This window comes from Solidesulfovibrio sp. DCME, assembly GCF_049995385.1.
Taxonomy (GTDB): domain Bacteria; phylum Desulfobacterota; class Desulfovibrionia; order Desulfovibrionales; family Desulfovibrionaceae; genus Solidesulfovibrio.
This window is the reverse complement of the sequence record NZ_CP188261.1, coordinates 2907047-2932874: the sequence shown is the minus strand read 5'-3', so window position 1 is coordinate 2932874 and position 25828 is coordinate 2907047. Positions and strand designations below refer to the sequence as shown.

Sequence of the window (25828 nt, the reverse complement as noted above, 5' to 3'; positions counted from 1 at the left end):
ACGGCCGTCCGTAAGGCCTGCCTCGCCGTTGCGGCCTGGGACCCCGCCCGGATCACAGCCGGCGGCGAGGCTGCCTGGGAATGCCCCGCCGCCATGGAGGACACAGCCAATGCCCCTGAGCAAAGCCCAGCTTCTGGCCTGGTTCGGCAAGCTGGATACCGTCTATGCCGCACAAAAAGAGTACCTCACCGCACTCGACGCAGCCATCGGCGACGCCGACCATGGCATCAACATGAACCGTGGCTACGGCAAGGTCATGGAAAAGCTGCCGGACGTTGCGGACAAGGATATCGGCACCATCCTCAAGACCGTGGGCATGACGCTCATGTCGAGCGTCGGCGGGGCGAGCGGCCCCCTTTACGGAACGTTCTGGATGAAGGCCGGGATGCTTTTTGGCGGCAAGGAGGAACTGGGCGCCGCCGATTTCGCCCGCCTGGTCGCGGCGGGTGTGGACGGCATCCTCCAGCGCGGCCGGCCCGCGCGCGGCGACAAGACCATGTACGACTTCTGGGCGCCGGTCCTGGATGTGGTCAACGCCCGCGCCGCCGCCGGCGACGACGTGGCGGCCATGGTGGCAGCGGCCCTGCCGGTCGGGGAGCAGGCCCTGGCCGACACCATCCCCTTGCAGGCCCGCAAAGGCCGGGCCAGCTATCTGGGCGAGCGCTCCATCGGCCACCAGGACCCCGGTGCGACGTCGTCGTGTTACATGCTGCAAACCCTGCGGGACGTGCTGGGCTAGTGCCCGGCGCCACGACCCCAACCCGGGCAGGCCCCGGGGCCCGCGCCGCCCCTTGGTGACGCGGCCTGCCGGCCTGCGCCATTTCCCGTCCCGGCGGGACGGACGTCGGAGTCGGACGTGATCGGAATAGTCATCGTCTCCCATAGCCGGAAGCTGGCCGAAGGCGTGCTGGAACTGGCCGGGCAGATGACGCGCGGCGCGGTCCCCATGGAAGCCGTGGGCGGCATCGACGACCCGGACAACCCCATCGGCACGGACCCCATGCAGGTCCTGGCGGCCATCGAATCCGTGGCCGGCCAGGCCGAGGGCGGGGTGCTGGTGGTCATGGACCTGGGCAGCGCGCTCATGAGCGCCGAAACGGCCCTGGATTTCCTGGACGAGGCGGTCAGGGCCAAGGTGCGCCTGTGCGCCGCCCCCTTGGTGGAGGGGACCGTGGCCGCCGCCGTCCAGGCCGCCACGGGCGCCTCCCTCGGCGAGGCCGATGCCGAGGCGGCCACGGCCCTGGAAGTGAAAATCCATCAACTGGCGCCCGTCACCGGCACCGCCTCGCCGACCGGCCCGGCTTCCGTCCCGGTGAGCGCCCCGACGGACGCCCCGGCGACCACCCCGACGGACGCCCCGGCGACCACCCCGACGGACGCTGCGGCGACCGCTCCCACGGACGGCATGTCTGCCGCTTTGGCGCCAGCCCCGACGTCGTTGCCCCACGAGGCGGCCCGGCTGGAACTGGTCATCGCCAACAAGCTCGGCCTGCACGCCCGGCCGGCGGCCAACCTCGTGGCCACGGCCGGAAAATTCCGGGCCGATATCCGCCTCCACAAGGGCGACAAGTCGGCCAACGCCAAGAGCATCAACCAGGTCGCCCTGCTGGCCGTCAAAAACGGCGACGCCGTCGCCGTCACGGTGTCCGGCCCGGATGCGGCCGAGGCCGTGGCCGCCCTGGCCGCCTTGCACAAGGACCATTTCGGCGAGCGCGACGAGGATATCCTGGCCGCGCCCGCGACAGCCCCCGAAACCCCGTGCGCAACCACGGGCGACGGGGCCATCACCGCCACGCCCGCCTCGGGCGGCTATGCCGTGGGGCCGGCGGCCGTCCATGAGGCCCGGCTGCCCGAAGTCAGCCGCCGGGACACTGCCGACCCCGAGGCGGAAATCCGCGCACTGGACCAGGCCATTGCCACGGCGCGCGCGGCCATCGGGGCCTTGCGCCAGGAGGCCGAACGGGCTTCCGGCCCGGCCGGGGCTGGTATTTTCACGGTGCACGACCTCATCCTCGGCGACGGGGCCATGCGCGAGGCGGCGGTGGCCCGCATCACCGGGGAGCACTGCGACGCCGCCTATGCCTGGTCCCAGGCCGTGGCGGCCATGGCCACGGCCTATGCCGGGCTCGACGACGCCTACATGCGGGCCAGGGCCGCCGATGTAAGTGACTGCGGCGGCCGGGTGCTGCGCATCCTGGCCGGGGAGGGCGAAGGGGGCATCCGTTTGACGGGCGAAGCCGTGGTCGTGGCCCACGACCTCACGCCCTCGGACGTGGCCGGGCTCGATGCCGGGCTCGTCCGGGGCCTCGTGACGGAAGTCGGCGGCGCGACTTCCCATGCGGCCATCCTGGCCCGTTCCCTGGGCATCCCGGCCGTGATCGGCGCCGCGGGCTGCCTGGGGCGGATCGCCGACGGCCAGGTCATCGCCCTGGATGGCTTCACGGGCACGGTCTGGACCGCCCCGGAGGCGGCCCTTCGCGCGGACATCGCCGCAAAGCGGACCGCCTGGCAGGCGGCGGGCCGGGAGGCCAAGGCCCGTGGGGCCGCGCCGGCGGTCACCCGGGACGGCCTGGCCGTGCCGGTCTGGGCCAACATCGGCCAGCCCGCCGACGCGGCCAAGGCCCTTGCCGGCGGGGCCGAGGGGGTGGGGCTTTTCCGCACCGAGTTCCTGTTCCAGGACCGGGACCGGGCCCCGGACGAGCAGGAGCAGTACGAGGCCTACCTGGCCGCGGCCAAGGCCATGGAGGGCCGGCCGGTCATCATTCGCACCCTGGATATCGGTGGGGACAAGCCCATAAAATATCTGGATATGCCCCGGGAAGCCAACCCGTTTCTGGGCCAGCGGGGGGTGCGCTTCTGCCTGGCCCGGCCCGAACTGTTCCGCAGCCAGTTGCGCGCTCTGCTGCGGGCGGCGGCCGAGGCGGATATCCGGATCATGTATCCCATGATTGCCGACGTGGCCGAGCTTGAGGGCGTCCTGGCCTTCCAGGCCCGGGTCCGCCAGGAGCTCGCCGGCGAAGGGCGGGCCGTGGCCGGTCGCGTCAAGACCGGCATCATGATCGAGGTGCCCTCGGCCGTGGCCATGGCCGACAAGTTGGCGTCGCGGTGCGATTTTTTCAGCATCGGCACCAACGACCTGACCCAGTACGCCCTCGCCGCCGACCGGGGCAACGCGGCGGTCGCCACGTTGTGCGACAGCTTGCATCCGGCGGTTTTGCGCCTGATCGGCCAGGCCTGCCGGGCGGCGGCGGCGGCGGGGATCGCCGTTGGCATGTGCGGGGAACTGGCCGGCGACAGCCGGGCCACGCCGCTGCTGCTGGGGCTGGGGCTTACGGAGCTCAGCATGAGCGCCCCGGCCATCGCCACGGTCAAGGAAGCCGTGCGCGCGGCGGATAGGGGCGCCTGCCGCGCCCTGGCCGCCAAGGCCATGGACGCGCCAAGCGCCGCGGCGGTGCGGCAACTGCTGTAACCGGCTGGCCCGGGCGGGCGCTACGCAGTGCCGCGATGGCGCCAAGGCAGGCCAAGGCCTTCTTCCGATTCTGCTCCCCAAGCAGAACGGACCTCATATATCCTATGAATATGATAGAATAGTTATAAAACATACCTGACGGTATGTTTTCTCTTGGGAATTACCGGAAAAAATCCAGCAGCAGGGAATTGACCTTTTGCGGCGCGTCGAGCTGGAGCCAGTGGCTGGCACCCGTGATCCGTTCGTAGCGCCAGGGGCCTGCGACGTAACGCTGTGAGCCGGTCATCTGGCGTTCCACCAGGAACCTGTCCCCGTCGCTCCACAGGCCAAGGACCGAGGTGGTCACGGGAGGCCAGGTTCGCGGCCGCAATAACAGGCCGCAATTGGCCCGATAGTAGTTCGCCCCGGCCGTCAGGCGGCCGGGCCGGGAAAGGTTGGCCCGCCAGCGGGGGAACTCGCCGGGGTAGTGGGTCAGCAGGCGGAAAAGGAACCAGTCGCGGCAGGTTACGAGGTATTCCGCCAGGCCGGGCAGTTGCAGCAAGAGGATGTAATGCCCCTTGCATTTTTGCAGGAAGCCGCCCCGGGCGTAGGCGGCCGGATGGCCGACCGAGAGGGCGGCGAAACGGTCGATGCGCTGGGGATGGCGCATACAGAGCTGCCAGCCGATGATGGCTCCCCAGTCGTGGCCGGCCAAGCGCACCGTGCGGCTGCCCAGGGCATCCAGCAGCCCCGTGGCATCGGCCACGAGGTGCTCCATGGCGTAGGCCGACGGGTGGCCCGGCATGGCCGTCTGGCCGCAGCCCCGGGTGTCCGGGGCGATCACGCGGTAACCGGCGGCCACCAGGGCCGGTATTTGCTCGCGCCAAACGGCGTGGGTGTCGGGAAACCCGTGCAGCAGCAGGACATCGGGGCCTTGGCCGGCGATGACGACGGACATGTCGATGCCGTTGACGCGGATGGTCTGGGGCTGATGGGTCATGACGCCCTCACGTCCTGGTCAACCCGGCGGGTTGACGCGGGGATGTTGGATGGCAGCGGGGCAGGCCTTGCCCCGCTTTGCGGCAGGCGCTTCCTTTGGCCCCGGCGATCTCGGCCAGGTCGACGGCGGCGCGGTGCAGCTCCGGCCATGGGCCGGCCTCGGCCTGGGCCACCCGGATGCCCCCTTTTTGGATGTCGCGGTCGAAGGCGACCGTGTAGGCCCCGGGCAGGGCGGGAGGCGCGGCCGGACCCGGCAGCAGGGGGCGGCCGATGTTGGCGTAGATGCGCGCCACCATGTCCCGGTGGCGGTCCGGGATAGTCCCGCCGTTGTCGCCAGGTCCCGGACATGGTTTTGGACCATGGCCAAAAACCGCCCGTCGGCCGGAACGCGCAATTGGGTCTGGATGGGGCTTGCCATTTCCCCTTGTATCGCCGGGGGGCGCGACCTGTCCATCCGCACGGCACAGCGAGAAGGGGCTTGGCCGGCCATGGTCGAGTACCCATCTCGCGCGTGGGCCCCCTGGCAACCACTCGTTCGTCGCCGCCTCCCCGCGCGAACGGATCACGGGTGACTTGGCCGGGATGCCCGAAACCTTATTCCCTGAGAAAGACCCACTTTCCGGTTGTGGAGCGTAGGCGATCGCTGATCATCCTGGCGATCAATTTCAACATTTTGATGCCGATTTTCGGCTGCGCCTCAATCAAGGCCTCAAAATTCTCCCTGGTCAGCAAGAGCAGGGAGACGCTGTTCTTGGCATAGGCCGACGCCGAGCGCGACTGTTCGTCAATGAAGGCCATCTCGCCGAAATGTGACCGCCTGGACAGGGTGACGACGATCTTTTCCGTGCCGTCGCGACTTTCCTTGTAGATGTCGATCGCGCCCTTGACGATGAAGGCCATATAGCGTTCGCGGTCCCCTTCGGAAAATATCTTCTCTCCATCGATGTAGGAGACAAGGCTCATGTAACTGGCGATATGTTCGACTTCGCTTCTGTCGAAGTGGTGTCCCCAGTTTGTGTCATCAAGCATATTCGCAAGTTCTGTGTTCGATTTTACGGTGCGGTGCTGCATCGTCTCATGCCTCCACTTTTCGGCTACTTGCACGATCTTGTATCGTTTTAAGGGGAATGTGTGAAGAATTTGTTCCTTGATATTGGTCCGTACATCAATGTGGCTCTTATTGCTCCGAGGTCGCGGAGGCCGGCTTGCTTCTTATCGACGAATCCCCATGAAACCTTTGGGACGAGGATGCATGGTGCTACGTGAATGCCTGACGCCGTGGCCGGCACCTTGCCTTTGGCGGTCAAGATGCCGTCGCCCTGATACAGGTCCTCTTCCCCGCGATCCGATACCGCCCCGCCCCGCCGCGATCTTGAGCTTCCCGGCGGCCAAAAGCTGATAGGCTGATCTCGGCCACGTCTCGGGTTCCGTCCAGCTGCAGCCGATACCAATGCTCGATCACGCGGCGGATGCGCTTTCGGTCCTCGGAGCGCACGAACTGCCCAAAGCGGAGACGGATTTGCCCGGCAGGATTGGGGAACGCCTCGGTGCTCTTGCTGGCCAGCCACGCCAGCGAGTCAAACGGGGTCGGCATGGTCGGCAGGATGCCATGGACGGGGATGATCGCCAAGGGGGCGGGCAGCCGTCCTCGATAGCCCTGGCGGCGGCGTTCAGGCGGACATCGCGGCAACGAAAAGCGGCCCGCTCCGCGAGGAACAGGCCGCCTTGGTGTCGCAAGTGGGACGGGATGAGCGCCACGCTGTGCTCCGCTCCTGCTGGGCCACAGCGGGCCGGGCCATAACGCGCGCAGCACCCGGTTGCGGATCGTCTGGCCGGAGGGCTCGAATTCCTGGCCCGATCCTCAGGGTTGCGCCCGGAGCGCGATTATCCGGCTGCGGAATTCCAGGGGAAACGGGGGGCGTTTCGACATCGTGAACCACTCCTTCGCAAAGGATTCGCTGTCCACGAAATCGGGGAGGGTGACAGTCACATTGTATGATTATCTATCGTGAATAATGGGATAAAAATAATGTGGCTTTTGCCTGTTATCCGGAAAGTTATCCGGTTTTGATGCTCCCTGCACTTGGGCAATCACGGTCGCGGATGGTTCGTCACCCTGCCGAGGCCCACCACCCACTCGACACAAAACCGTGTCCAGCCCGGCCCACCTCGCGGCTCAAAATTCAGTCACCAGCCCGCCGGCCACTCGGCGCAATAGTTCGCTCAGTGCCCGGCAAGGGGTAGCCAGGACCGACACCACGGGCTTGCCGTCACCGCAACGGCTCCACCCGGGCCGAGGTCCACCACGACCGCATAAGCGCCCGCTCCAGCGGCTTTCCCTCGGCAGACAGCCAAAGGTCATCCTGGCGAGGAAAGCCCGGCAGACGGGCGGATATGGCCCCAGGCTGGGGACCTGGCCAGGTTGGTGTCGGACTCCGCAAAATTGCGGCGTCAGCATGGGGGGCCGACACAATTTTGTGCTGGCGTCCTGCCGGGTAGCCGCCACCAAACCGTGGGCGTCGAGGCCCGCGCCGACCAGTGCAATTTTGCGCCCGTTGGTCGGCTCAATTTTGAGCCCAGCACCACGCCCCCAGACGGCGAAGGTGGGTTTTCAAAACTCGGCTTGCCCCCGGTCCACACGCCATATCCGCCCGCAGGAGCGACGGAAGCCCGCCCGCGACACATTGCCCATGTCGACCTCCATTCTGCAACAATAAAAGCACTACGGGATGGAGACTGAGTGCAAGCGAGAGCACAGCGCATTTGCACCTCAAATAAGTTTGCTTATTTTGCTCATCGCCAGAGCTACGAGTTCTGGCCTGTCTCGGGTTTTTCCATAATTTTTGTTATCGCCTGCAACAAATCCCCCCTCTGTAGGGGCTTGGCAAAGGCATAGTCGGCTCCGAGTCCAATGGCGTATTCAAGAAATTTGTCTCCCTCAACAAGGATGCCGCCGCCAGACATTACAATGATTCCCATGGAACAATCATTAGTCAATGCCTTAAGCAGGACCTCAAGCCCGTCGCAGCCGGGCATGAATATGTCAGTAATAATCACATGGGGGTGGACGGATTTGCATAATTCGAGGCCCTCTTTTCCATCAGCAGCCTCGAAAACCTCGTACCCTTCTTTGACAAGCCACCGGATAAGCATCCTGCGCATTATTTCCGAGTCATCGATTACGAGGATTCGAGCCATAGCACTTCCCCCTTGATTTTTATTTACACTTAGTCGCAAGCGATGTGCAATGCCGAAGTCAGGATGACAACTCCCGGCCCCCTCCTGCTACCTGCCCGCCATGGAATGGATCATAGGCATCGCCCTTGCCGTGGGCGTTCTTGCCCTGGTGGCGGTCTTCGTCTTGCGGACCAAGCGCCATGATGCCGGCAGTGTGCCCGGCCGCTTCGATTTCGATCAATACAAGGAAGGCGAGTTGAATCGGCGGGGGATGCCGGATCGGCCGAAATAGAAATGATGCTGTATGCGTGGCCGCGCGTCTCAGCGGGAAATCAATAATGACCAAATTGAAGCTTGCAGGCTACCGGGATTGTGGTATCGCCCGAGCATGGGAAAACTTCTCGTGCATGTCCAGGTGGGCATAGCACTTGAGCAGTTAGTTTCCGATGCTCTTGATGCTTTGCTATTTGATGGTCACTATCCCGAGGCAATCGAGTTAAATTCATGCGTGTTTGACGCACCTTCCCCAGACGCGACACTTCAATGCGTTCTGCAATTTGTTGATTTGAGCATTGATTGAGACTCAATACAGAGAGCGGCCCACCTCCAACGAGACAGGCCGCCCTTGATCCGGTTGCCGAGGCCCGGGCCTAGACCTGCATCTCTTCCCGGCTCCCCAGTGCGCGCCCCAGGCGTTCGACGGTCAGCCCTAGCAGATAGGCCACGCCCTGGACATTGAGTGCCGGCACGGGGCGGTTGCCATCGGCCATGGTGGATAGCTGGCCTTCAAGGACTTCCAGGGCCAGGACCGCCTGGGCAAGCTCTCGGCGTTCGGTGGCGTTCATATTGTGCCGTTCTCCAGGCGCTCCCGGTCCCGCTCCCGTCCCTTCCACTTCACCAGGAAGCCGTCAGGGTCGCCCGGCTCGGCAAGGGTCAGGCCGGCGCGCTCCAGGTGTTCCTTGTCCAGTTCGAGATAAAAAGCCGCCTCCTCGGGCGTGGCCTCCCGGTCGCCGTCACGGCACATGGCGTAAAGGCGGGAATGGCGCGGATCGTTGGGGAACCACAACGGTAGGCCCCGCCATTGGAGAGCCGCCGCCCGCTCTTGCTCGGGAGTCAGACCCACCTTGCCGCCAAAAGGGATTTCCACGCATCCGCTTTGAAAACCGCTCAAAAGGACCCGTGATCACCTTGGTTGCCGGCTCGGGTCACGCCGTCGTCAACTCCGCCCGGGAGGGGGGAGGGGCGTTTGCCTTGGCCTGGGCTTTGGTCAGGGCCTTCATGCGCTCCTCGATCTCGCGGGCGTACTTCGCCAAAAGCCAAAAGGTCGTGTATTCCGCGCCGGATCGGTCGCCGCACCACAGGAAGGGAACGGCGTAGCGCACCTGGAAGGCGAGGACCGATTGAAGCACGGCGTGCGGTTTCATCTCCGACCGGTAGAGCCCATCCGCCACGTCGCGCATGGACGCCTCGATCACCACGGCCTTGAGGTCATAGGCAGACAGGCGGCGAAGCTCCTTTTCGAAGCGTTCCCGATTGGCCCCCATGAGGCAGCCCACAAGGTCGCCAAGCTCCTTGCGCTCAATGCCCACCCGATCCTCGAAGCCTGGCAAGGAATAGTCGGCAGTAGGCAGGGCGGCGCGTTCCACCGTGGCCTCATACTTGGCGAAGGGGAACGGGCGTTGCTCCCGGGTATCAACCACGATTCGCATACCGCCCCCGGCGCTTGGGCCTGTAGTTCGACCGCTTGGCATTGAGTGCCCGTTCCATGCGCTCCAGTTCCCGGATGGCCTCCCGTTCCATTTCTTCGTCGGACTTAGGCGGCAGGTGGACAGGCTGGGCCTGTTGTGTCTGTGTGGCGCTCATTGTTTCACCTCGCAGGTCATCATGACCGTGATTGCTTCGAGACCACCGGGGCCGTCGTCTTCCGCGCCGCAGTCGCACGATAAATATTGCGTCCCGCACCTGGGGCACTCCTCAATGTCACAGCCGGGGTGATGCAGGCCGCCATGAGAAACGCCGCACTCAGGACAGAAGTCGAACTCCTCCCAGCGGTTCCCGCTCTCCTGGCCGAAGCGCACGCGCTCATAGACTTGACCGGCAACCTGAATCATCGGACCGTAGCAGCTTTCGGCATCGCGCATGTCCTGGCCGCAGGCGGGGCAAATGCGTTGGCCCGGTTCGGCGGGGGCCATGACAATGGGGGCGGCGACCGGGGGCGGCATCACGCCGTCCGTGGGCTGGGCCTCGTAGATGGCTAGGAGTCTGCGATAAACGATGTCGTAAGCCTCGCTGGTCCGAAGGCGCGAGTCAGCGTGTTTGGACAGAACGCCCACCAGGGGCAGGAAAGCCGGCTTCACAATCCGATACCACGGCTCATAGGTCGAACTTCCAGACAACTCCTGGGCAAGGGCCTCGGCTTCCAAGATGCGCGGCTCCAGGGCCACGATTTTGCTGTAGGTCAAGGATGGCTTCACAGGCGTCCACAGCCTCGCTCATGGCCCCGTTGATGAGGCGGATGGGCTTTCCCTTGTCCTGTGCGCCCTCGGCCGTCTCCTGGTCGCTTGGGGCCTCTGCGGACGGTTCCCAGGCAGGTGCGGCCTTCACCATCTCCAAGAGGCTTTCCCGCGTCCCACCTGCGGCCAGCCAGTCGGACACGTCGCCCTTGGGCGGCAGGCCGGGCAATTCAATGATTTTGACCACCTCGGCCAGGTCGTGAAGTTGCCGGGCCACGTCGCGGGCGTGCTTGCGGCCGGGGTCGTCGTTGTCGGGCAGGATGTCCCCCAGACGCGAAAGTGCGGCGGAATTGACGGCTTTGAAGTCGATCACCCGCTCACCTCCTCCTGCCGTTCCCGCAGGGCCTCGGCCGCGACCTCGCAAGCGTCCACAGCACGATGCGTCCACGCCCACCGGGGCCAGCCGGCCAGGGCAACAAGGGATATGATGCCATCACGGGTCCAGAGAGCGCAGGCGAGCTTTAAGGCGTTCATGAGCCCACCGCCTGAAGCCGCCGCATCTCCTCCAGGAGGACCGCGTTTTTCTCGCGAAGCCGGATGATCCGTTTGAGGTTGCGGTCGAACTTCCGCAGGGCTCGCCACAGACGGAGATTGCCGGTATTGACGGCCTGGGCTCGGCAGGGCAATGAGGGATGTGCCGTCCATCTCATTTTCCCTGCCCGCAGGTCCGCCCGGCTTGCGGGCTTTGTGGTTCATGCTACGCCCCCCGCCCCGACGCCAGACGATTCACAAGGGCATCCACGACGGACTCAGGCCATGCCACAGCACGCGGCCCCAGCTTTACAGGTTTGGGGAACACGCCTTGGCGCACAAGGTCGAGAAAGCGGCTACGCTTGTAGCCTACGCGATCAAGGACAGCAGGGAGACGGAGGAGACGTTCTTTCTGGGCAGCTTGGACGCGCTCAAGGAGGGGGTCTTGGGGACGAGATTCGGCTTGCACTGAAATATCCTCTCGGATTCGAGGGCCGCCTTCACGGGGCGGAATATTCAGCTTCTGCCGAAACGGGCCAAATAAGTGAGCGTCAGATAAAGGGGGGGATAACTGTCACCGTCAGTTATCGTGCTGCATAACTGACACCGTCAAATATTGACCGGAATATGTGACGGCAAGGATTATCCTACCAGTGGCAAGACCTTGCCAGCTTTCACACAAGCTCGTGTACCAGCAAGCCAGCGTTCAAGTGGTCTGTCATCGTCGATAGCTGTAGATAATTCCAAGGGGCGAAGGTAGTCGTGTTGTCGAATTGCAGAGAATGCTGTTGGTCCGCCACAATTATTAGCGACACAGAAGTCAAATAGCCAAAGACCAATGGCACGTTGCTCGTTATTCTTCCAGTTGCCAATCCTCCCTCTCGATTTTTTTATCACAGAAGCATTGTATTTGCCCCACTCCTCTTGATATTCATCTTCTGTTTTTGTCGCGTCAGCTATCACAGACTCGACAAAATTAAAAAAAATATCCTTTGTCCCTTTTGTGACATTAAAACTGAACAGTCTGTCCCCGGTATAAAAATCTAACCCTAACTGTTTGTAAATACGGTCACGTTCTTGTATTGCTTCTTTCTCAAGTTCCTCAAGAGGAATATGTTCTCCTTCGTGCTTCTTTATCGAATTTGTCAATAGAGAGTGTAGAGGATTGTAAATCTCATTCATATATTCTACTCGATAAGGATGATTATAATTAAATTCATTTATTATAATGCTATGGATAATAGTGTCAGGATTGAGATAGTAAGTCATATTGTCGCTTCGTGATATTCCAACAAACGGGCCAACGTTGATTAAGAAAAAGTCAATACCATTTTCGTCTGTAAATATGTTTTTCCCGCTTGTTTGCTCTTGAAAAATATTTATCCATTGTGGGTTCCGTCGAGTATATTCCCACTCCCAAAAATGCATAAAGTTGACAAATTCAGTCTCTGTATTCGATTGCGGCATTCTTAAGCCCCCTCGGCTTATTTCCCTGCATTAAACCAGGGCCGGCCGCCAGGGACGCGGCTTTTCGCCAGGGTTCATGAGGCCCCGGCTAGGCCCTGGAAGTGTCGTCTACTCGACTGCCGTGGCGTGGATCGGCGTCACCTTCGCCCCGGCCCGCAGCTTGTCGAGAAAGTCACTCCATGCCGCCATCATGCGGCGGCGTTCGGGAAGATATTCAGCAAAGTTGTAGCTGGCCCGGATGGCGTTTCTTTCACCGTGGGCAAGCTGGCGTTCGATGGCGTCCCGGTTCCATCCCATTTCGTTGAGCAGGGTAGAGGCCATGGAGCGGAATCCGTGGCCGGTCATTTCTTCCTTGGTGTAGCCCATGCGGCGAAGGGCTCCGTTGATCGTATTTTCCGACATGGGCCTTGCCGAGGACCTCACGGACGGGAACACGTACTTGCCCGATCCGGTCAGGGGATGCAGTTCACCCAGGACAGCGAGGGCTTGACGGGAGAGCGGCACGATATGTTGCTCTTTCATCTTCATGCGCTCGGCAGGGATGCGCCATTCCGCGCCCTCAAGGTTGAACTCTGTCCATTCCGCCTTGCGTAGCTCGCCGGGGCGCACAAAGGTCATGGACGCCAGTCGCAGGGCGCACAGGACCACCAGGGAACCCTGGTAAGCGTCGATGGAGCGGAGTAGGCCGGCAATGTCCTTGGGATCGGTCAGGGAAGAAAAATGGCGCTTGTTGGCAGGGGGGAGGCATCCCCGCAGGTCGGCGGCGGCATCCCGTTCGGCGCGGCCCGTGGCCACGGCATAGCGGCCGATGCGGCTGAGGTATTGGAGACAGCGGCGGGCGGTTTCCGGTGCGCCCCGGGATTCGATGCGACGGACCACGGCCAGCAGTTCCGGCGCGGTCACCTCCCGAACGGGACGGGAGCCGATCCAGGGGAAGACGTCGCGCTCCAGGCGGTGAAGGATTTCGGCGGCGCTGCACTCGGTCAGGCTGGCCTTGAACTTGTCGTGCCACTCCCAGCCCACAAGCTCGTAGGTTTCTGGTGCGCCAGGCCAAGCCTGGAGAAGGAGGATGTAAGGAATGCTGAAACCTTCTTTGAAACCCTACGGGTACCCAAGCCCGTCCGGCCAAGTGTGCTGACAGCCGGAACCGAGTGTTGCGCGGACTGGAGCAATCCAGGACGTGAAGCGTACACAGGGAGTTTGTAGGCCTTGCTATTGAGCCCCGAAATTGCGTTCCCGCGGGAGCTGACGACTTCAGAATATCGGAAGGCACCATCTGGGGGCAAGACAGCATCGCTCTCAGGTCCCGCCGGGGTCGAAGAACAAGGCATGCGGACAGGGGGTTTCCCAGGAACCTGGGAGACCCTGTCGTCTCCGCTTGAGAATACGGAAGGGAAGAGCCGGTAATTTCTTCCAGGCCTATCCCGGGTTCGTCTGCTCGGGAACAGGAGCGAAAATCCAGACGACAAGCGGTATCCGAAGGCGAAGGAAACGAAGTCTGAGGAGATGGACGGCAGGGAGTCGGAACGCCTCATAGTACCGATGAATCAGGGGAACCCACCCGGGGACCCAGAGGAGGGAAGGAGGCGTCTGTTCATGGAACTTCTGGAGGGAAAGATGCATGGGAAATCGAGCCCGGAAAGCGTCTCAACGAAACTGCAGAAGGTAGCGGATCTGGCCAAGCAAGCGCCGGAAATGGTGTTCACGACGTTGGCCCACCATATCGACCTCGTCTTTCTGAAGGAAGCATTCCACCTCACCAGGAAGGACGCGGCGTCAGGCGTGGATCAACAGACAGCAGCGGAGTACGAGGAACAGCTGGATAGGAACCTGACGTCGCTTTTGGATCGTTTCAAGAGCGGAACGTACAAGGCCCCTCCGGTCAAGCGGGCGTATATCCCCAAGACAAACGGGGCGGCCCGTCCGATCGGCATCCCGACCATCGAGGACAAGGTACTGCAACGCGCGGTAACCATGGTTCTGGGAGCGGTCTACGAGCAAGATTTCCTCTCTTGCTCATACGGTTTCCGTCCCGGCCGGTCCTGTCACCAGGCGTTGGAGACGCTGTGGCGTGGCATCATGGGCATAGGTGGCGGGTACGTCTACGAAGTGGACATCCGCAAGTTCTTCGACACGTTGGATCATGGACATCTTCGGAGCTTTCTTGACCTGCGGGTGCGCGATGGTGTGATACGACGGGTCATTGATAAGTGGCTTAAGGCTGGAGTTCTCGAAGCAGGCCAGCTTGTGTATCCAGACGCCGGCACGCCACAAGGAGGAGTGATCTCGCCCCTTCTGGCGAACATCTACCTTCATGAAGTCCTGGACAAATGGTTTGAGCACGTCGTCAGACCGCGTATGCGAGGTGAGGCGTTCCTCATCCGCTACGCTGATGACTTTGTCATGGTCTTCAGCAACGAGATGGATGCCCGGAAGGTCGAGGAGGTGCTGCCGAAGCGACTTGGTCGGTTCGGTCTCGCCGTTCACCCAGAGAAGACTCGCTTGGTGCGATTCCTGCCGCCTTGTGGCGGATCAGGAGGTACTGGACACCAAGGGTTCAGCTTCGACCTGTTGGGTTTTACCCACTACTGGGGCAAGTCGCTCAAGGGAAATTGGGTTGTCAAGCGCAGGACGGCAAAAGATCGTCTTGCCAGGGCCTTGAAATCGGTAGGGGAGTGGTGTCGATTCAATCGGCATAGTGATATCGCCGATCAGTACCGGACTCTCATACTCAAAATCAAAGGTCATTGCCAATACTATGGGATAACCGGTAACTCCCGCAGGCTTAACGCCTTCCGTGATGGAGTGCAGAAGCTGTGGTGGAAGTGGTTGAACCGGCGATCGCAAAGAAACAACATGAGCTGGCAAAACTTCAACCTCATGAAGAAGACTTATCCATTACCAATTCCCGTAGCAATGCATTCTATCTGCCATCGTGTAGCAAGACCATGAACAGAGGAGCCGGATGCCTTAAAGGGGCACGTCCGGATCTGTGGGGGGCGGGGGAAGGAAACTTCCCTCGTCTACCCGACCGTCGGCTTGGACCTCAGCCTTTTCCGCTTTCCTGGCGTCGCTGGGGTCAATGCCGTTGGCGATGAGCTTACGGGCGGCGTCGCGGCGTTCCCGTGCTTCCTTGAGGGACACGTCGGGGTAGACGCCAAGGGAAATGCGATTCTCCTTGCCCCCGATCCAGTAGCGTAGCCTCCACCATTTGCCGCCGTTCGGAGAGATTTCCAGGTACAAGCCCCTTTCATCTTTCAACCGGACAACAGACTTCCCAGGTTTAGCGTTTGAAATCGCTATGTTGGTAAGTGCCACCGGACAACCTCCTTGCGGAAAAGCGAGGAACGGGCGTGTTGTCCGGTAAGTTATCCGGTCAGTTGTCCGGATGTCAAACGACGTAGTCGAACGCTATCGGACTATCTCTAGCCGATTTAGCGTTGATTTTGCTGGACTTTCGGACTTTATCGGACTTGGCTGGATGATGAATTGGCGGAGAGGGTGGGATTCGAACCCACGTGCCGGTTACTCACCGACAACCCGATTTCGAGTCGGGCCCGTTACGACCACTTCGGTACCTCTCCGCACAAGAAAGAACCGTCAGGAATTTGGAAGCATAGACCAACAACGGGCTTTTGGCAAGCGCTTATTTGCCGGGCCCGCCCACCGCCGCCTGGCGCCTGGCCCGGAAAAAATCCCGCAACAGGCTGCCGCAGGCCGGTTCCGACACGCCGGAGAGCACGTCGAAGCGGTGGTTGAAAAACGGCAGATCCGGCCCGGACAGCTGAGAGGCAATCGCCCCGGTGCGCGGGTCGGCCGCACCGTAGACGAGAAGCCCCACCCGGGCGTGGATCATCGCCCCCAGGCACATCAGGCATGGTTCCAGGGTCACGGCCAGGATCGCGCCGGGCAGGCGGTAGTTGCCGACGGCCCGGGCCGCCTGGCGCAGGGCGAGTATTTCGGCGTGGGCCGTGGGATCGGCCAGGGTGATGGGGGCGTTGCCCGCCGCGCCGAGCACCTCGCCCGACGGCGCCAGCACCACGGCGCCAACCGGCGCCTCCCCGGCCTGCGCCGCCTCGCGGGCCTGTATCAGGGCGAGTTCCATGACGTCTTCGAAGCCGGCGAACCCCGGCGGCGGGGGGGGCAGCGCCGTCTCGCCCGCCACGAAGCGCCTTGCCGGCAAAAGGGCCATGATTTCTGCTCGCGTCCGGGTAACGGCGGTGTGCGCGCCTCGCTCCGCTTCCCCCCTTTCGGGAGGTCCAGGAGGGGCAGTGCCCCTCCTGGCCGCCGGAGGCATCTTTATTGTTCTTCTTTTCTTTCCCGCTTTAATTCGCCCGCAAATAGGCCACGGCGTTGTCGAACAGCACCGTGCCGAGGCTGGGGCGCTGGCCACGGGTGTAGCCTGGGTGGTTGGTCGGGTGGTTGAAGGCCTCGGGGTGGGGCATGAGCCCAAGGATGCGGCCGGTGGGGTCGGTCAGGCCGGCGATGGCGTGGGGCGAGCCGTTGGGATTGGCCGGGTAGTCCATGGTGGCCGTGCCCGAGGCCGGGTCGGCGTAGGTCAGGGCCATGGCGCCGGTGCGCACGATTTCCTCCAGGACCTGGGGCGTGGCCGGCACCAGTTTGCCTTCGCCGTGGCGCACGGGCAGGTCCAGGCGGGTCACCCCCTTGGTAAACACGCAGGGGCTGGCCGGATTGGCGGCGAGCGTCACCCAGCGGTCCTCGAACCGGGCCGAGTCGTTGTTGGAAAGGGTCACCTGGCGCGCGAAATAGTCGCCGCCCAGGGCCGGCAACAGCCCGAGCTTGACCAGGAGCTGGAAGCCGTTGCAGATACCGAGGATGAGGCCCCCGGCCTGGAAAAAGGCCTTGAGCTGGTCGAGCAGGGCCTCGCCGGCTTCGGTGGCCGCGTGCTTCCAGCGTATGGCCGCGGCCTGCCCGGCGCCCAGGTCGTCGCCGTCGAGGAAGCCGCCCGGGAAGATGAGAAAGTTGTAGGCGTCGATGCGCGACCGGCCGGCCACGATATCGGAAAAATAAACGATGTCCGTGACGTCCGAGCCGGCTTGCCTGGCGGCGTGGGCCGATTCCACTTCGCAGTTGGTGCCGTAACCGGTGATCACGAGGGTGCGCACCTGGGCCATAGGGGAAATCCTCCCGGGGGTTCCTTGAAAAATTGCGCCCGAAGGCATAGTTTGCGCGGCTGAACATAAGGGGCCGCCCGGGCCGCGTCAACCAAGGCGCGCCACGGGCCTCCGACACGCGCAAGCGGTGGCCGCCGGGGCCGCCGGCGCGGCATGAACCTTTTTTTTCGCAAGGACGGCGGCATCATGAAGACCAAGTATATTTTCGTCACGGGAGGCGTGCTGTCCTCCCTGGGCAAAGGGCTGGCCGCCGCGTCCATCGGTGCCTTGCTCCAGGCCCGGGGACTCAAGGTCACCATCCAGAAACTCGACCCCTACATCAACGTCGACCCCGGCACCATGAACCCCTTTCAGCACGGCGAGGTCTACGTCACCGACGACGGGGCCGAAACCGACCTGGACCTCGGGCACTACGAGCGCTTCCTCGGCGTGCCCATGAGCCAGAACAACAACTACACCTCGGGCCGGGTTTATTTCAGCGTCATCCAGAAGGAGCGCCGGGGCGACTACCTCGGCGGCACGGTGCAGGTGATCCCGCACATCACCGACGAGATCAAGCGGGCGATTCTGGGCGTGGCCGGCGACGAGGACGTGGCCATCATCGAGATCGGCGGCACGGTGGGCGACATCGAGGGCCAGCCGTTCCTGGAGGCCATCCGCCAGTTGCGCATGGACCTCGGCAAGGAAAACGTCCTCTACATCCACCTCACGCTCGTGCCCTACCTGCGCGTGGCCGGCGAGGTCAAAACCAAGCCCACCCAGCACAGCGTCAAGGAATTGCGCTCCATCGGCATCCAGCCCGACATCATCATCTGCCGCAGCGAGATCGAGCTCACGCGGGACCTCAAGGAAAAGATCGCGCTTTTTTGCGACGTCGACGCCGACGCCGTGTTCACGGCCGTGGATGTGGGCAACATCTACGAGGTGCCGCTGAAGCTCTACAACGAGGGCGTGGACCAGAAAATCGCCATCTTGTTGCGCCTGCCGGCGAAAAACGCCGACCTCGAGGCCTGGCGCGCCATGCTCCATCGCCTGGAGCACCCGGCCGGCACGGTGTCCATCGCCATCGTCGGCAAGTACGTGGACCTCAAGGAGGCCTACAAGAGCCTGCACGAGGCCCTGGTCCACGCCGGCGGCATCTGCGGCGTGGCCATCCGCTTCGTCTACGTCAATTCCGAGGAGGTCACGCGGGAGTGCGCCGCCGCCACCTTTGCCGGCATCGACGGCATCCTGGTGCCGGGCGGTTTCGGCTCGCGCGGGGTGGAAGGCAAGATCGCGGCCATCGAATACGCCCGCACCGGCGGCATTCCCTTCTTCGGCATTTGCCTGGGCATGCAGTGCGCCGTCATCGAGTACGCCCGCAACGTCCTGGGGCTTACCGGCGCCAATTCCGAGGAATTCGACCTGACCACGCCCCATCCGGTCATCTACCTCATGCGCGAGTGGTTCGACTTCCGCACCCAGAAGCTCGAACGCCGCGACCCGACCTGCGACAAGGGCGGCACCATGCGCCTGGGGGCCTACCCCTGCATGGTCAAACCCGAGACCCAGGCGGCCCGGGCCTACGGCGCCGGCGAGATCTCCGAGCGCCACCGCCACCGCTACGAGTTCAACAAGGCCTATGCCGAGCGTTTCGAGGCGGCGGACATGGTCTTAAGCGGCCTGTCGCCCGACGGCGAACTGGTGGAAATGGTCGAACTGCCCGGCCACCCCTGGTTTCTGGGCTGCCAGTTCCACCCGGAATTCAAGAGCAGCCCCATGCGCCCGCACCCGCTTTTCCGTGAATTCGTGGCGGCGGCCAAACGGGCCAAAGGCTAGGGGACGGTTTTTCCCGAAACGGCCTCGGCCCGGATTGGTTTCCACGGCAACGGACAATCTGGCGGATTGCCACAACCCTTCGATTGTGGCATGCTTTTTGTTGTGCGGGGGCGGGCCTCGGCCGGCCCCCGCGTTTGCGACGAACTCAACCACAAGCACGCACGGCGGTAGCAATGGCGCTCGAACTGCGACAGCAGCTCAAACTTTCGCAGCAGTTGGTCATGACTCCCCAACTGCAGCAAGCCATCAAGCTCCTGCAGCTTTCCCGGCTGGAGCTCCTGGAAAGCGTGCAGCAGGAGCTTCTGGAAAATCCCCTCCTGGAGGAATCCGTGGAGGAGGACCGGCAGCCGGAACGGACCATGGCCGAGGAAAACCTCGGACCCTCGGGCGATTCCAGCGACGCGGCCATGGAAAAGGAACTGCTCAAAAACGCCGAATGGGAGGACTACATCGGCGATTTCGCCAGCACCAGCCGCCAGTCCCTGGCCCGGGAAACCGAACTGCCCGAGGAGGGCATGTCCTTCGACGCTAGGCTCGCCTCCAAGCCGTCCCTGGAAGGCCACATGAGCTGGCAGATGCGGCTGTCCAATTTCACGGACAAGGAACTGGAGATCGGCGAGACCATCATCGGCAGCCTCAATTCCTCGGGCTACCTGCGGGCCTCGCTGGAGGAGCTGGCCCAGATGGCGGGCGCCGGCGTCGCGGAAGTGGAGGGCGTGCTCCACCGCATCCAGCGCTTCGACCCGGTGGGCGTGGCCGCCCGCACGCCCAGCGAATGCCTGCTGACGCAAATCGAGGTCTACGGCTGGGACGACCCCATCCTCATCGAACTGGTGCGCGACCACCTGGAAGACCTGGAAAAGAAGCGCTACAAGCCCTTGGCCAAGAAATTTCGCCTGACTATGGAAAAACTCAAGGAATATCTTGAGCTTATCCAGACGCTCAATCCCATGCCCGGGGCCAGCTACGGCTCCAGCGACCCCATCTACGTCAGCCCCGACGCCTTCGTCTACAAATACGGCGACGACTTCGTCATCCTCTTAAACGAGGACGGCGTGCCGCGGCTCAACGTCAACATGGCCTACATGGACGGGCTTGGCTCCAAGGCGGACAAGGACAAGGACTACCTGCAGGACAAGATGCGCTCGGCCATGTGGCTCATGAAAAGCCTGTACCAGCGCCAGCGCACGCTGTACAAGGTGCTGGAAAGCATCGTCAAGTTCCAGCGGGATTTTTTCGAGCACGGCGTGACCCGCCTGCGGCCGCTGATTTTAAAGGACGTGGCCGACGACATCAGCATGCACGAATCCACGGTCAGCCGCATCACCTCGAACAAGTACGTGGCCACGCCCCACGGCATCTTCGAGCTGAAGTTCTTCTTCAACAGCTCCCTTGACCTCGACGACGGCGGCACCGTGGGCTCGGAATCGGTCAAGGCCATGATCAAGCGCATCATCTCCGGCGAAAACGCCAAACGCCCCATAAGCGACGAGGCCATCGCCGACATGCTCAAGGACGAACTGCAAATCAACATCGCCCGCCGCACGGTGGCCAAGTACCGCACGGCCATGGGCATCGAGTCCTCGTCCAAACGCAAGGAAGTTTTCTGATGCTTCGGGCCGGGCAACCGGCCCAATACCACGCAGCCCCGGAGGATCCCATGAACATCACCTTTAATTTCAAGAATTTCGAACCGTCGGACCATCTGCGGGACTATGCCCGCAAACGCTTCGACAAGCTCGCCAAATATACCGTCGCCACCGACGCCTCGGAGCTGCAAGTCAACCTGGCCGTGGAAAAGACCCGGCAGATGGCCGACGTCATCTTCCTGGCCGACAACATGCACATCTCCGCCCACGAAGCCTCGGAAGACATGTACTCCACCATCGACATGATCCTGGACAAGGTCGAGGCGCAAGCCAAGAAGTTCCGGGAAAAGCAGAAGGACCGCCGCCGCCAGGCCGCGGAAACCGTGCAGACCCAGGTCATCAGCATCAGCGAAGACGCCAAGGGCGGCCGCACGCCGACCATCGTCCAGACCGACGCCTACGAGCCCAAGCCCATGGCCGTGGAAGAGGCGGCCGAACAGCTGACCAGCCTGAAGCTCGAGTTCCTGGTCTTCATCAACTCCGAAACCGAACGGCCCAATGTCATCTACCGTATGCGCAACGGCGACTTCGGCCTCATCGATCCCGGAACGGGCGCGTAAATGAAGCTTGAGGACTATCTCCAGCCCGATTTCGTCATCGGGGAGCTTGCCGCCGAGTCCAAGGCCGACGTGCTGGCCGAACTGGTCGCGCCGCTTTCGGGCCATTGGCCGGATTTCGACGCCGCCAAGGCCCGCCAGGTCCTGCTGGACCGGGAAAGCCTCGGCACCACGGGCATCGGCGACGGCGTGGCCATTCCCCACGGCAAGATGGAGAGCCTCCAGCAAATCGTCATCGTCGTCGGCCGAAGCCTCAAGGGCGTGAACTTCGATGCGCTGGACTTCAAGCCCTGCCGCATCTTCTTTCTCGTCCTGGCCCCGGAGCACGTGGCGGGCCTGCATTTGCGCATCCTGGCCCACATCTCCAGGCTTTTGTCCGACGAGTCGTTCCGGCGGGCCTTCCTGGCCGCCGAGGACGACGCGGCCTTGTGGCGGGTGCTGACCGCCGCGGCCTGACCCGAAACCGTATCGCCGCTTCCCGGTCACGCCGGCGTCACGCCGGCCGGCCGGGGAGCGGTTACTTGTTTTCCCGCTTTCGGGAACGTTTGGGATGCCGGCCACACCGCGCCGGCCGGAGGGCTTGGCCGCCATGGACGCGACATCCGGGGACATGAAGATCGTCATATTGACCGGCCTGTCGGGTTCCGGGAAAAGCACGGGCCTGCGTGTCTTCGAGGACCTCGGCTTTTTCTGCGTGGACGGGCTGCCGGTGAGCCTCGTGCCCAAGCTCATCGGGCTGTTCGACGAGAAGGGCGGCCAGCGCTACAAGGGCTTGGCCCTGGGCATGGACGTGCGCCAGGCCGACCTCGACCGGGACTGGGGCATCACCCTGGCCCAGATCAAGGTCAAGGACGTCGCCCTGCAGATCCTCTTTTTCGAGGCCGACACCCAGGAGATCATCCGGCGCTACGCCACCACCCGCCGGCCCCATCCCCTGGAAAGCGCCGCCATGGGCCTGGAGCAGGCCGTGCTGGCCGAGCGCGAGCGCATGACTCCGCTTCGCGACGCCGCCGACATGGTGCTCGACACCACCCATTTCTCCATCCACGACCTGCGCCGCAAGCTCCAGGAGAAGTGGGCCTCCATCCGCCCGTCCCAGGGCAGCCTCAAGGTCCATGTCATGAGCTTCGGCTTCAAGTACGGCCCGCCGTCCGAGGCGGACATGGTCTTCGACCTGCGCTTCCTGCCCAATCCCTATTTCGACAAGGAGCTGCGCGAGCAGACCGGCAAGGACGCACCCGTGCGGGACTACGTGCTGGCCCGGGAGCCGGGCCTGGAGTTCCTCGCGCGCCTGACGGATTTTTTGCGCTACCTCCTGCCCCTGTACGCCAAGGAAGGGCGCTACCGGCTGACCATCGCCTTTGGCTGCACGGGCGGGCGGCACCGATCCGTGGCCGTGGCCGAGTCGATCTTTGACACCTTGTCCAAGGCTGGCTACAGTATTTCCCTCGAGCACCGGCATATCGAGCGCGGTTGACGCGCGGGGCCGCGCCCCTGCCGGACGGCCGCCAGCGGTTTCGCCGGCGGCATGTGTTTGGAAGCCGCTGGCCGGCGGTGCCGTGTAGGCGTCGCGGGCCGGCTGGCCTTGCCGACGGTTGGCGCCTGGCGCGACGCCGCCGTGACGGCCTCACCTTCAGCCCTGGGCCATAAAAGCCGCGAGCGAGGCTGCATGAACGGGCAAACCCAGTCGAGCGCGCCGGTGGGCGTGGTCGTGGTCACCCACACCGAATACGGAACGTGGCTGCTGCGGGCGGCGGAATTCATCCTCGGGCCGCAACAGGGCTGCCGCTCGGTCAGCGTGGACATGACCCACCCGGTGGACGCGACCCTTGTGACCCTCAAGGCCGCCATCAAGGAAACCGAGCAGGGGGCGGGCGTGCTCGTTTTGACCGACATGTTCGGCGGCACCCCCACCAACCTGAGCCTGTCCCTTTTGGGCACCGGCCACCTGGAAGTGCTCACGGGCGTCAACCTGCCCATGCTCATCAAGATCCTGGGCTCGCGCACGCGGCCCCTGCAGGCCCTGGCCGTGGAGGCCAAGCAGGCCGGTTGCCAGGGCATCGTGGTGGCCGGCGAGGTGCTGCGCAAAAAGGTGGCCGAGGGCTAGGCCATGGCGTTCGTGCGGGTGGACAACCGGCTCGTGCATGGCCAGATCATCGAGACCTGGCTGCCGTTTACCAACGCCCGGGCCATCCTGGTCGTCAACGACGCGCTGTCCGCCGATGCCCTGCGCCAGGAGATCATGTCCCTGGCCATTCCGGCCGGGGTGCGCATCGAATTTCTGCCCGTGGCCGAGCTCATGCCCTTTTTGGCCCGAAACCCCCTGGAGGCCGAGGACGCCCTGATCCTTTTTGCCAGTTGCCGCGACGCCCGGGCGGCCTACGAACAGGGCTTCGGCTTTGGCAACTTGAACCTCGGCAACCTGCATTACGCCCCGGGCAAGAAGCAGGTCTGCCCCCACGTGGCCCTGTCCAAGGAAGACGAGTCCTGCCTGGATTTTTTACGCGACAGGGGCGTGCGGCTCGATTACCGTTGCGTACCGAGCGATCCGCAGCAGTTGCGCTCCGTGTAGGTCTTTGGCCCCACCCGGCAAGGGCGGCCCCGCGCCGGCGGCGCGGCAACGATTTGCTTGAAGCGAGAACCGAAGCATGACCCATCAGGCCGACATCCTGCTGCACGTTTTTGGCGTCGCTTTTTTTTTGTCCTGTTTTCGTCCTTCCGCTTCTTCGTCAACGCCGCCCTGCTGGAGCGGCCGCTGGTCATCGGCTTCGCCTGGGCGGCCGTCTACGGCGACCTTGACCTGACCCTCAAGCTGTGCCTGTTCTACGAGCTGTTCTGGCTCGACGGCATTCCGGCCGGCACGCACATTCCACCCAACGCCGCCGCCGCCACCCTGGCCGGCCTGTCCCTGATGCATGTCTTCCAGCTGACCTCCCCGGCCGAGGCGCTGTTCGTGGCCGCCACCACGGCCCTGCTCGGCCGCCTTTTCGCCGCCCTGGAAGGGGTGCAGCGGGTGGTGGAGAACATCGTGCTGTCGCGCTACACGGCGGCCAGGGAGCGGACCAAGGCCCCGTTTTCACCGGGCCGGCTGATCCGCCGGGCCTTTTACGACATGGTCATCTTAAACGGCATGGCCTTCAGCGTGGCCCTGGCTGGCCTGGTGGCGCTGTATTACGTGGTCTTGCCCAAGGTCTGGCCCTACCTGTCCTCGTCCGGGGCCAGTTGGAGCCAGCTGTGGATCCTCGGCAGCCTGGGCGGGGTGTTGTCCCTGCGCTACCGGCCGGCCTACATGGTGCTGGCCGGGGGCATGGGGCTGACCATGCTGTGGTTTCTGCTGTAGCCCGGCCGGGCCGGCCGGGGCGGGCCGCATCCCCAGAACCGTAGGCCGGGTGGGCCGCCCGGGACAGGCCGCCGCCAAAAAAAGGAGCGGCCGTCGCTGGAATTTGACTTGGCAAGGTTTGCCTTTTGGGATATTCTTCACAAGTTTCGTTATGAGGCAGCCAACCCGTCAGGGTTTCGGAAAAACCACCAGGAGGACATTACTATGGCCGTGTATGTCGTTGGTCACAAAAATCCGGACACCGATTCCGTCGCCGCCGCCATTTCCGTCGCCGATCTGATGAGCAAGAAGGGCCTGGATGCCAAGCCCGCCGCCCAGGGCCCGCTCAACCCCGAAAGCGCCTTTGTGCTCGAGAAGTTCGGCGTGGCCGCTCCGGAGATCGTCACCGACGCCACCGACAAGAAGATCATCCTGGTCGACCACTCCGATCTGGCCCAGAGCCTGGACAACCTGTCCAAGGCCGAGATCATCGGCATCTACGACCACCACAAGCTCGGCGACGTGACCACCCCCAATCCCCTGGACATCCTGGTCAAGCCCGTGGGCTGCTCCTGCACCGTGGTCAAGATGATGTACGACTGCGCCAAGGTCGAGATCACCAAGCCCATGGCCGGCATCATGCTGTGCGCCATCCTGTCCGACACCGTCATGTTCAAGTCGCCGACCTGCACCCCCGAGGACAAGGCCGCGGTCGAGGCCCTGGCCGCCATCGCCGGTGTCACCGACTACATGTCCCTGGGCGTGGAGATGTTCAAGGTCAAGTCCGCCGTGGGCGGCACCCCGGCCAAGGACCTGGTCTTCCGCGACTACAAGGATTTCGACATGAGCGGCAAGAAGGTCGGCATCGGCCAGCTGGAAGTGGTGGACCTGTCGATCCTCGAGCCGGTCAAGGCCGATCTGCTGGCCGAGTGCAAGAAGGTCAAGGCTGAAGGCCGCCACAGCGTGTTCCTGCTTCTCACCGACATCATGAAGGAAGGTTCCGAGATGCTGATCGTCTCCGACGACCCCAGCTACGTGACCAAGGCCTTCGGCGTCGAGGTCAAGGGCGATTCCGTGTGGCTCGACGGCGTGCTGTCCCGCAAAAAGCAGGTCGTGCCGCCCTTCGAGAAAGCCTTCGCCTAGTTCGTTCGCGCCAGAGCGTCAGAGAGGGGAGCGGCTTGCGGGCCGCTCCCTTTTTTCATGCCCGCCGGGCATGGGCGTCAGCCTGAGCCCGTGCTGCCTGGTGCCGCGTCCCGACAAGAGGCGATGGTGTTG

31 protein-coding genes and 1 tRNA gene are annotated in these 25828 nt (G+C 63.4%); 14 read left to right on the top strand and 18 right to left on the bottom strand.

Annotated elements, in window-relative coordinates; translation table 11 throughout:
- Positions 1-109: 109 nt before the first annotated feature.
- Positions 110-739 carry a dihydroxyacetone kinase subunit DhaL gene (dhaL, locus tag ACP59X_RS12935; protein WP_428558919.1) on the top strand — a complete coding sequence of 210 codons (630 nt, stop codon included), beginning with the start codon at positions 110-112 and terminating at the stop codon, positions 737-739.
- A 117-nt stretch (positions 740-856) separates the two neighbouring features.
- Positions 857-3469 carry a phosphoenolpyruvate--protein phosphotransferase gene (ptsP, locus tag ACP59X_RS12930; RefSeq protein WP_428558917.1) on the top strand — a complete coding sequence of 871 codons (2613 nt, stop codon included), beginning with the start codon at positions 857-859 and terminating at the stop codon, positions 3467-3469.
- Positions 3470-3629: 160 nt separating this feature from the next.
- Here ptsP and ACP59X_RS12925 read toward each other — a convergent pair whose 3' ends face one another.
- The 5 genes from ACP59X_RS12925 to ACP59X_RS12905 form a co-directional block, all read right to left on the bottom strand.
- Positions 3630-4448, bottom strand: a complete 819-nt coding sequence (locus ACP59X_RS12925) for an alpha/beta fold hydrolase (RefSeq protein ID WP_428558915.1) — start codon at positions 4446-4448, stop codon at positions 3630-3632.
- Between the two features lie 7 nt (positions 4449-4455).
- Positions 4456-4743: a hypothetical protein gene (locus ACP59X_RS12920; RefSeq protein ID WP_428558912.1), complete on the bottom strand. Its 288-nt coding sequence runs from the start codon at positions 4741-4743 to the stop codon at positions 4456-4458.
- Positions 4744-5041: 298 nt separating this feature from the next.
- Positions 5042-5551, bottom strand: coding sequence for a cyclic nucleotide-binding domain-containing protein (locus tag ACP59X_RS12915; protein ID WP_428558910.1), 510 nt, complete (start codon positions 5549-5551; stop codon positions 5042-5044).
- Positions 5552-5750: 199 nt separating this feature from the next.
- Positions 5751-6077, bottom strand: a complete 327-nt coding sequence (locus ACP59X_RS12910; protein WP_428558907.1) for a hypothetical protein — start codon at positions 6075-6077, stop codon at positions 5751-5753.
- 1175 nt (positions 6078-7252) lie between these two features.
- Positions 7253-7645 (bottom strand): response regulator, encoded by a 393-nt coding sequence (locus ACP59X_RS12905; protein ID WP_428558905.1) that lies wholly within the window; start codon positions 7643-7645, stop codon positions 7253-7255.
- Positions 7646-7745: 100 nt separating this feature from the next.
- Between ACP59X_RS12905 and ACP59X_RS12900 the strand changes: the two genes are divergently transcribed.
- Complete coding sequence (locus ACP59X_RS12900; RefSeq protein WP_428558903.1) at positions 7746-7916, top strand: hypothetical protein; 171 nt, start codon at positions 7746-7748, stop codon at positions 7914-7916.
- A gap of 12 nt (positions 7917-7928) precedes the next feature.
- Positions 7929-8204 carry a hypothetical protein gene (locus ACP59X_RS12895; protein ID WP_428558901.1) on the top strand — a complete coding sequence of 92 codons (276 nt, stop codon included), beginning with the start codon at positions 7929-7931 and terminating at the stop codon, positions 8202-8204.
- A 70-nt stretch (positions 8205-8274) separates the two neighbouring features.
- Here ACP59X_RS12895 and ACP59X_RS12890 read toward each other — a convergent pair whose 3' ends face one another.
- The 9 genes from ACP59X_RS12890 to ACP59X_RS12850 all read right to left on the bottom strand — a co-directional run bounded on the left by ACP59X_RS12890 (position 8275) and on the right by ACP59X_RS12850 (position 13098).
- Positions 8275-8469 (bottom strand): hypothetical protein, encoded by a 195-nt coding sequence (locus tag ACP59X_RS12890; protein ID WP_428558899.1) that lies wholly within the window; start codon positions 8467-8469, stop codon positions 8275-8277.
- The gene (locus ACP59X_RS12885) at positions 8466-8771 is read right to left on the bottom strand and encodes a hypothetical protein (RefSeq protein WP_428558897.1); all 306 of its coding nucleotides are present in this window, start codon (positions 8769-8771) and stop codon (positions 8466-8468) included. The genes ACP59X_RS12890 and ACP59X_RS12885 overlap by 4 nt, the downstream gene beginning before the upstream one ends.
- A 58-nt stretch (positions 8772-8829) precedes the next feature.
- Positions 8830-9333 carry an ERCC4 domain-containing protein gene (locus tag ACP59X_RS12880; protein ID WP_428558895.1) on the bottom strand — a complete coding sequence of 168 codons (504 nt, stop codon included), beginning with the start codon at positions 9331-9333 and terminating at the stop codon, positions 8830-8832.
- Positions 9317-9487: a hypothetical protein gene (locus ACP59X_RS12875; protein ID WP_428558893.1), complete on the bottom strand. Its 171-nt coding sequence runs from the start codon at positions 9485-9487 to the stop codon at positions 9317-9319. The genes ACP59X_RS12880 and ACP59X_RS12875 overlap by 17 nt, the downstream gene beginning before the upstream one ends.
- Complete coding sequence (locus ACP59X_RS12870; protein ID WP_428558891.1) at positions 9484-10086, bottom strand: hypothetical protein; 603 nt, start codon at positions 10084-10086, stop codon at positions 9484-9486. The genes ACP59X_RS12875 and ACP59X_RS12870 overlap by 4 nt, the downstream gene beginning before the upstream one ends.
- Entirely contained in the window at positions 9998-10450 is a 453-nt protein-coding gene (locus ACP59X_RS12865; RefSeq protein WP_428558888.1) for a hypothetical protein, read from the bottom strand. Before ACP59X_RS12865 ends, ACP59X_RS12870 begins: the two co-directional genes overlap by 89 nt.
- Positions 10451-10834: 384 nt before the next feature.
- Positions 10835-11077, bottom strand: a complete 243-nt coding sequence (locus ACP59X_RS12860) for a helix-turn-helix transcriptional regulator (protein ID WP_428558886.1) — start codon at positions 11075-11077, stop codon at positions 10835-10837.
- Positions 11078-11250: 173 nt separating this feature from the next.
- Positions 11251-12075 carry a hypothetical protein gene (locus ACP59X_RS12855; protein ID WP_428558883.1) on the bottom strand — a complete coding sequence of 275 codons (825 nt, stop codon included), beginning with the start codon at positions 12073-12075 and terminating at the stop codon, positions 11251-11253.
- Positions 12076-12183: 108 nt separating this feature from the next.
- Positions 12184-13098: a tyrosine-type recombinase/integrase gene (locus ACP59X_RS12850; protein WP_428558881.1), complete on the bottom strand. Its 915-nt coding sequence runs from the start codon at positions 13096-13098 to the stop codon at positions 12184-12186.
- A 573-nt stretch (positions 13099-13671) separates the two neighbouring features.
- Here ACP59X_RS12850 and ltrA point away from each other — a divergent pair.
- A complete protein-coding gene (ltrA, locus tag ACP59X_RS12845) occupies positions 13672-15027 on the top strand; it encodes a group II intron reverse transcriptase/maturase (protein ID WP_428558878.1) in 1356 nt (451 codons plus the stop codon).
- An 18-nt stretch (positions 15028-15045) separates the two neighbouring features.
- Here ltrA and ACP59X_RS12840 read toward each other — a convergent pair whose 3' ends face one another.
- The 4 genes from ACP59X_RS12840 to ACP59X_RS12825 all read right to left on the bottom strand — a co-directional run bounded on the left by ACP59X_RS12840 (position 15046) and on the right by ACP59X_RS12825 (position 17210).
- On the bottom strand, positions 15046-15393 hold the full coding sequence (locus tag ACP59X_RS12840; RefSeq protein ID WP_428558876.1) for an Arm DNA-binding domain-containing protein: 348 nt from the start codon (positions 15391-15393) through the stop codon (positions 15046-15048).
- A 172-nt stretch (positions 15394-15565) separates the two neighbouring features.
- Positions 15566-15659, bottom strand: a tRNA-Ser gene (locus ACP59X_RS12835).
- 62 nt (positions 15660-15721) lie between these two features.
- Complete coding sequence (tadA, locus tag ACP59X_RS12830; protein WP_428558874.1) at positions 15722-16267, bottom strand: tRNA adenosine(34) deaminase TadA; 546 nt, start codon at positions 16265-16267, stop codon at positions 15722-15724.
- 133 nt (positions 16268-16400) lie between these two features.
- A complete protein-coding gene (locus ACP59X_RS12825) occupies positions 16401-17210 on the bottom strand; it encodes a phosphoribosylformylglycinamidine synthase subunit PurQ (protein ID WP_428558872.1) in 810 nt (269 codons plus the stop codon).
- A gap of 186 nt (positions 17211-17396) precedes the next feature.
- Between ACP59X_RS12825 and ACP59X_RS12820 the strand changes: the two genes are divergently transcribed.
- The 9 genes from ACP59X_RS12820 to ACP59X_RS12780 all read left to right on the top strand — a co-directional run bounded on the left by ACP59X_RS12820 (position 17397) and on the right by ACP59X_RS12780 (position 25696).
- The gene (locus ACP59X_RS12820) at positions 17397-19028 is read left to right on the top strand and encodes a CTP synthase (RefSeq protein ID WP_428558870.1); all 1632 of its coding nucleotides are present in this window, start codon (positions 17397-17399) and stop codon (positions 19026-19028) included.
- 173 nt (positions 19029-19201) lie between these two features.
- The gene (gene rpoN / locus ACP59X_RS12815; protein ID WP_428558868.1) at positions 19202-20638 is read left to right on the top strand and encodes an RNA polymerase factor sigma-54; all 1437 of its coding nucleotides are present in this window, start codon (positions 19202-19204) and stop codon (positions 20636-20638) included.
- Between the two features lie 50 nt (positions 20639-20688).
- Positions 20689-21237: a ribosome hibernation-promoting factor, HPF/YfiA family gene (gene hpf, locus ACP59X_RS12810; RefSeq protein ID WP_428558866.1), complete on the top strand. Its 549-nt coding sequence runs from the start codon at positions 20689-20691 to the stop codon at positions 21235-21237.
- Entirely contained in the window at positions 21238-21690 is a 453-nt protein-coding gene (locus tag ACP59X_RS12805) for a PTS sugar transporter subunit IIA (RefSeq protein ID WP_428558864.1), read from the top strand.
- 133 nt (positions 21691-21823) lie between these two features.
- Positions 21824-22711 (top strand): RNase adapter RapZ, encoded by an 888-nt coding sequence (gene rapZ, locus ACP59X_RS12800; protein WP_428558862.1) that lies wholly within the window; start codon positions 21824-21826, stop codon positions 22709-22711.
- Positions 22712-22903: 192 nt separating this feature from the next.
- Positions 22904-23341: a PTS sugar transporter subunit IIA gene (locus tag ACP59X_RS12795; protein WP_428558860.1), complete on the top strand. Its 438-nt coding sequence runs from the start codon at positions 22904-22906 to the stop codon at positions 23339-23341.
- 3 nt (positions 23342-23344) lie between these two features.
- Positions 23345-23806: a PTS sugar transporter subunit IIB gene (locus ACP59X_RS12790; RefSeq protein ID WP_428558858.1), complete on the top strand. Its 462-nt coding sequence runs from the start codon at positions 23345-23347 to the stop codon at positions 23804-23806.
- A 57-nt stretch (positions 23807-23863) separates the two neighbouring features.
- Entirely contained in the window at positions 23864-24574 is a 711-nt protein-coding gene (locus tag ACP59X_RS12785) for a PTS sugar transporter subunit IIC (protein WP_428558856.1), read from the top strand.
- A gap of 204 nt (positions 24575-24778) precedes the next feature.
- Positions 24779-25696: a manganese-dependent inorganic pyrophosphatase gene (locus ACP59X_RS12780; protein ID WP_428558854.1), complete on the top strand. Its 918-nt coding sequence runs from the start codon at positions 24779-24781 to the stop codon at positions 25694-25696.
- The last annotated feature ends 132 nt before the right edge of the window (positions 25697-25828 follow it).

Bases quoted from the DNA above. Each gene is read 5' to 3' on its own strand.
- dhaL (WP_428558919.1), top strand. From the start codon at position 110: ATGCCCCTGAGCAAAGCCCAGCTTCTGGCCTGGTTCGGCAAGCTGGAT.
- ACP59X_RS12925 (WP_428558915.1), bottom strand. From the start codon at position 4,448: ATGACCCATCAGCCCCAGACCATCCGCGTCAACGGCATCGACATGTCC.
- ACP59X_RS12920 (WP_428558912.1), bottom strand. From the start codon at position 4,743: ATGGTGGCGCGCATCTACGCCAACATCGGCCGCCCCCTGCTGCCGGGT.
- ACP59X_RS12905 (WP_428558905.1), bottom strand. From the start codon at position 7,645: ATGGCTCGAATCCTCGTAATCGATGACTCGGAAATAATGCGCAGGATG.
- ACP59X_RS12900 (WP_428558903.1), top strand. From the start codon at position 7,746: ATGGAATGGATCATAGGCATCGCCCTTGCCGTGGGCGTTCTTGCCCTG.
- ACP59X_RS12895 (WP_428558901.1), top strand. From the start codon at position 7,929: ATGCGTGGCCGCGCGTCTCAGCGGGAAATCAATAATGACCAAATTGAA.
- ACP59X_RS12890 (WP_428558899.1), bottom strand. From the start codon at position 8,469: ATGAACGCCACCGAACGCCGAGAGCTTGCCCAGGCGGTCCTGGCCCTG.
- ACP59X_RS12880 (WP_428558895.1), bottom strand. From the start codon at position 9,333: ATGCGAATCGTGGTTGATACCCGGGAGCAACGCCCGTTCCCCTTCGCC.
- ACP59X_RS12875 (WP_428558893.1), bottom strand. From the start codon at position 9,487: ATGAGCGCCACACAGACACAACAGGCCCAGCCTGTCCACCTGCCGCCT.
- ACP59X_RS12855 (WP_428558883.1), bottom strand. From the start codon at position 12,075: ATGCCGCAATCGAATACAGAGACTGAATTTGTCAACTTTATGCATTTT.
- ltrA (WP_428558878.1), top strand. From the start codon at position 13,672: ATGGAACTTCTGGAGGGAAAGATGCATGGGAAATCGAGCCCGGAAAGC.
- tadA (WP_428558874.1), bottom strand. From the start codon at position 16,267: ATGGCCCTTTTGCCGGCAAGGCGCTTCGTGGCGGGCGAGACGGCGCTG.
- ACP59X_RS12825 (WP_428558872.1), bottom strand. From the start codon at position 17,210: ATGGCCCAGGTGCGCACCCTCGTGATCACCGGTTACGGCACCAACTGC.
- ACP59X_RS12820 (WP_428558870.1), top strand. From the start codon at position 17,397: ATGAAGACCAAGTATATTTTCGTCACGGGAGGCGTGCTGTCCTCCCTG.
- rpoN (WP_428558868.1), top strand. From the start codon at position 19,202: ATGGCGCTCGAACTGCGACAGCAGCTCAAACTTTCGCAGCAGTTGGTC.
- hpf (WP_428558866.1), top strand. From the start codon at position 20,689: ATGAACATCACCTTTAATTTCAAGAATTTCGAACCGTCGGACCATCTG.
- ACP59X_RS12805 (WP_428558864.1), top strand. From the start codon at position 21,238: ATGAAGCTTGAGGACTATCTCCAGCCCGATTTCGTCATCGGGGAGCTT.
- rapZ (WP_428558862.1), top strand. From the start codon at position 21,824: ATGGACGCGACATCCGGGGACATGAAGATCGTCATATTGACCGGCCTG.
- ACP59X_RS12795 (WP_428558860.1), top strand. From the start codon at position 22,904: ATGAACGGGCAAACCCAGTCGAGCGCGCCGGTGGGCGTGGTCGTGGTC.
- ACP59X_RS12790 (WP_428558858.1), top strand. From the start codon at position 23,345: ATGGCGTTCGTGCGGGTGGACAACCGGCTCGTGCATGGCCAGATCATC.
- ACP59X_RS12780 (WP_428558854.1), top strand. From the start codon at position 24,779: ATGGCCGTGTATGTCGTTGGTCACAAAAATCCGGACACCGATTCCGTC.